4 protein-coding genes and 1 pseudogene are annotated in these 4,414 nt (G+C 42.2%); 2 read left to right on the top strand and 3 right to left on the bottom strand.

Annotated elements, in window-relative coordinates; translation table 11 throughout:
- Positions 1-285: transposase (locus FCR06_RS31995; RefSeq protein ID WP_145973339.1), on the top strand; the 285-nt coding region annotated here is incomplete at its 5' end.
- Between the two features lie 237 nt (positions 286-522).
- On the opposite strand, the gene FCR06_RS31990 is transcribed toward FCR06_RS31995, so the two are convergent.
- The 3 genes from FCR06_RS31990 to FCR06_RS32210 form a co-directional block, all read right to left on the bottom strand.
- On the bottom strand, positions 523-1,422 hold the full coding sequence (locus FCR06_RS31990) for a helix-turn-helix domain-containing protein (RefSeq protein ID WP_138506914.1): 900 nt from the start codon (positions 1,420-1,422) through the stop codon (positions 523-525).
- Between the two features lie 147 nt (positions 1,423-1,569).
- Entirely contained in the window at positions 1,570-2,661 is a 1,092-nt protein-coding gene (locus FCR06_RS31985) for an IS4/IS5 family transposase (protein ID WP_223280405.1), read from the bottom strand.
- Positions 2,662-2,949: 288 nt separating this feature from the next.
- The gene (locus FCR06_RS32210; RefSeq protein ID WP_223280406.1) at positions 2,950-3,123 is read right to left on the bottom strand and encodes a hypothetical protein; all 174 of its coding nucleotides are present in this window, start codon (positions 3,121-3,123) and stop codon (positions 2,950-2,952) included.
- Between the two features lie 212 nt (positions 3,124-3,335).
- On the opposite strand from FCR06_RS32210, the pseudogene FCR06_RS31980 reads away from it, so the two are divergent.
- Positions 3,336-4,213: pseudogene (locus FCR06_RS31980) on the top strand (IS630 family transposase).
- Positions 4,214-4,414 lie beyond the last annotated feature (201 nt).

Raw genomic sequence — 4,414 nt, 5'->3', positions numbered from 1 at the left:
CAAGCTCTATCAAAGCTTCATCAAATACGCCATCGCATCGGGAGATTAATTCGGATTTGGGTTGATGGTGGCTATCGCGGTCAAGATTTTACGCACTGGGTGATGGATGTTTATCGCTGGCTGTGGAGCGTTGTTACACGCTCTGAAGAACAGAAGGGTTTTGTTGTTCTTCCTAAACGGTGGTTGGTTGAAAGAACTTTTGGTTGGTTCAATTGGTCTCGTAGACTAGTAAAGACTATGAGATTTTACCTGAAACGACAGAGGCTTTTATTTACGTTGCAATGATTCGCTTAATATTAAAGCAACTTGCGTGATTAAAATTACCTATCTAAAACTTTTCAGACATCCTCTCAGACGCTCCTAACGTCGCTACCGGTTCGCTATCGAAAAACTCTCTGCTATTGGTGATCACAACAAATGCTTAAGCTCTCAATTCGATTGTTACTGCACTACCTCCATTATGGATTTGTACCCTTATTAGCCTAATTCATCCCCCAAATATGCAACGCCATTTATTCCGTCTTACTCAATGCCGCTCTGGCTGCGATGTATATTTCTCCACTCTTTTGGAGGTCTACTGTAGAGCTGGCGAAACTGGCGGATGAAATGACCTGGATCTGGATAGCCCACTGCCGCAGCAATTTGATTCACGGCTTGGTCAGTCTTTAGAAGTAAGGCTCGTGCTTCCGTCATCCGGCGCTCAACAATCCAGTTGTGTATAGTCCGTCCAGTTTTAGATTTCACCTGATTGCTTAAGTAAGCCGTAGAGTAACCAACTGCCTGGGCTACATCGTACACAGTAATGTGTTGACTATAATTGGCTTCGATGAAGTCGAAGACTTGATTCACATGAGAAATCGATGGCCAGAACGAATTCGGGACTGCTTTTTGTTCCAAGATCTGGCGAGCCTCTACAATCTCACGGCAAGATTGTTCTTTCGCTTCTTTCAATTCAGCAGTCAACTGTTTGACTCTGGATTCTAGCTCTTCAATTGATCTCTTTAGGTTTACTTCTAACTGCTTACTTTTGCTGATATTGTGAGCAAAAATACAGCCATACTCCTTGCCAACGTATTCCAGATAAGGAAGAGGATAGATAACAATGTTTTCTACCAGAAAGCTCGAACCTTCCTGAGTCCAGCACACAGATTCAAAAGTGAAAGAACCTTGTTGCCGAATTTTTATCCAATACTCTGTCCAAACTTTTGCTGAAAGGTTAGGGTATATGTCGTGCATAGTCATGGAGAGTAATTGCTTACAGGAATACCCAGTTAAGCTACAAGCTGCATCATTGATAAATAGAAACTGTGCGTCTGTACCCACCCGGAAAACCGCAGCTTCGACAGAAAGCTGTAAGTTCTTTTCTCGCTGCAGTGTGACTTGAGAATTATGTTGCTTTGAAATGCAGTTGCCAAAAACCATAGTTCTAAGACTAGCCCTTTCAAGGTGTGTTATTTTCCAGCTTTTTCTGGTTTAGAATCTTAGCAGTTGAGACATGAGGTCGATTTTTGAGATAAGTCCGCTTTGGTTGAGGTTTTTTAAGACCTTGCGGATGACGGCGAAAAGCTCTCAGCTTGACATGGCCTGCCAAATGTTTGAAAAGTTGCGATAATTCTGTGAAGGTGATGTTGTGAAAAACACATCATATGTATTAATCTGGCAGCAGAGATTTTCCGGCAGGACTTGAAATAATGTTTCGAGTTTCCAATGTTTGCGGTATATTTGGGCTATCAATATTGCATTTGCAACCCTCGCGCGAGTACGCGCGCCCGCTATGCTATCAGACGGCAGATTTGTCAGAAGAAAAATTTCTCTGTCCCCGTCATGATTAGGCTGGTTCAAGCAGACCTTAATTCGTCGTGCTTTTAACAGTTGACAATCATCAGCACTCAAAACTATATTTTGCTCAAATACAGTACCACTACCGCTTTGACCTACTAACCATAAATCATCAGTTGCTTGCCAAGGCATACTTTGATGTTGTCGAATAATAAAGTAGCCTTTGTGAGCGCCAACACCGAATAAGAACTTGAGCGTGCAAAAATTACGATCCGCAATCCGAACATCATCTTCCTCAATCGTTGGTAATACCTGATCAAACAAAGAACACTCTTGGGCATGACTATCCTCACATGGGAATACGTCTACTGCTGGCATTACACTTGCATCGAGTACTACAAGAGATTGACCTGGTAATGGAGTGCTACTAATGTCACACAACACTTCCAAACGATGTTCACTTGCTGTGATCGCATTACCATCAATAATTTTTACTCGATAACCTGGTAACAAATCAGGCATTGTGGCATTGAGGTGTCGAATCGTAGCTTCCATTTGACCACCAATCTCTGTGACTAGCTCCTTACTGGTGCTTGGTTCGATACCATTGCTCTTGTTGTATACCGAAGTGACTGAAACACCTATCTTTTCAGACAAGGCTTGGTGGGCTGCATGTATCCATGGGTGGACTCCACAAACAACCAAGTTCATTAAATTTACAACTGTGGAGAATAGTAACTCTCGAGTGTATTGAGTTTTTGCACTACGTTCAAATAGGTCATTCAGAATTTGGGGACATAAGACTTTTTCTAAAAGCCCACGAACCATCACGGAAACTGGACTCTCTTTCACAAAACGCTCAAACACCTGTCCTAGCAACATTTTTTCTCCACTTAACAGATTTGCACCTACTTTTATACCAAACTACAAATCAACCCATCACACAACACCTTCAAAGGGCTACTAGTAAGACTTATACATTGACAAAAATTGATTTAGTGCATCAGACTTATTTGCTGCCACTCCTTCTTTAATTAGGTGCAAGTAAAATCAATTTATTCACTAGTAGTCTACCAAAGCAACTTTGCTAGGTTAAACTCGGATATAAACGCTGCATTTTTCGGCGAGCATCTTTGGTTTGAAAACCCTAATAGACACTAGGGCGTGTCATCAATTAAGCCAAATAACAGAAGCAGCTAGATAAATTGCACCTAGAAAGTTTGTAGCGCGTTTGTCGTAGCGTGTTGCGTAGGCGTAGCCCGCCCTAGGCATTGCTCGGTACTGCTTGAGTTTGGCAAAAAAGTTTTCAATCTCGTTAACGGGCTTTGTATAAATCTCGATCATAGTTACGAGGTCTAGTAGGGTTGCGTTTGTGAGGAATTACTGCTGTTTTTCCCTGTGCCTGAAGTCGCTCTATTATATGGTGTCCGGCAAATTACCCATAATTAAGCTGCTATTTCTAGCCACCAGTGAAAATTGGTTAAGCCATGTATAGTAATGGACAAGACTGTTAGGACGTATACTGAGTAGGTCAAAGAGAAAATTGAATACAGTCGATGCCAAAACCCTATAGTTATGATTTAAGACAAAAAGTAATCAATGCGATCGTTTTAGATGGTATGACCAAAACTGAGGCGGCGCAAGTATTTAAAATCAGTCGCAACACCATAAACCTATGGCTGCAAAGGCAGGCACAAACTGGAGACTACCAGCCTAAGCCAACTCGTCCCCAAAGAATAAACGCCAAAATCACAGATTGGGATGAGTTTAGCCAGTTTGCTCAAATGCACGGGGACAAGACACAAGCGCAAATGGCACAACTATGGTCACCTCAGATCAGTCCGAGGACGATTTCACGAGGGTTAAAAAAAATAGGTTGGTCTCGAAAAAAAAGTCTTATGGCTACCGAGAACGAGATCAGGCCAAACGTGCCATTTTTATGCAGCAATTAGATTTAATCCCAGATTCCCTTCGAGTGTATGTAGATGAATCAGGAATGGATGCACGGGATGATTACGGTTATGGCTGGTGTCAACGAGGCCAAAGGTTTGAAGCACTCAAGTCAGGACGCAGAACTCTTCGGGTCAATATGATTGCTGCCTACTGCCAACAAAATTTGATCGCACCATTTACTCTAGAAGGAGCTTGCAATCGTATAGTTTTTGAAACTTGGATTTCCACTTGCTTAATTCCTGTACTCCAACCAGGACAGGTGATTATTCTTGATAATGCCACTTTTCATCACCCAGGACGTATTGCCCAATTGATTGAGTAGGCAGGCTGTCAGTTATTGTATTTGCCTCCTTATTCTCCAGACCTCAACCGCATTGAAAAGTGCTGGGCTTGGCTTAAATGTCGTATTCGCCACATCTTATCCTCTTGTGTTGATTTACGACCAGCAATCGAATCTGTTCTCAAATCTGCTGTGTCCTAACTCTTCTGGCAACAGCTATATCTGTGCCATAAATTTACGTTTAGCTGCACCTTTTAGTTAAAATGCAGTTTCAATTAACAACTTTTTCTAGGAATCAGTTAATACTATAGACACAGGCACCTTTTGCCAGACTCAAAAACAAGCCTCATGATCCAAATTACTACAAAAGGGGGGCGAAGGGCTGCCCTCGGCAGCCCTTCG

The organism is Nostoc sp. PA-18-2419 (assembly GCF_005869855.1).
In the GTDB taxonomy this organism is placed as follows: domain Bacteria; phylum Cyanobacteriota; class Cyanobacteriia; order Cyanobacteriales; family Nostocaceae; genus Nostoc.
Note: the sequence above shows the minus strand (reverse complement) of the source record. Positions and strands in the feature narration are given on the sequence as shown.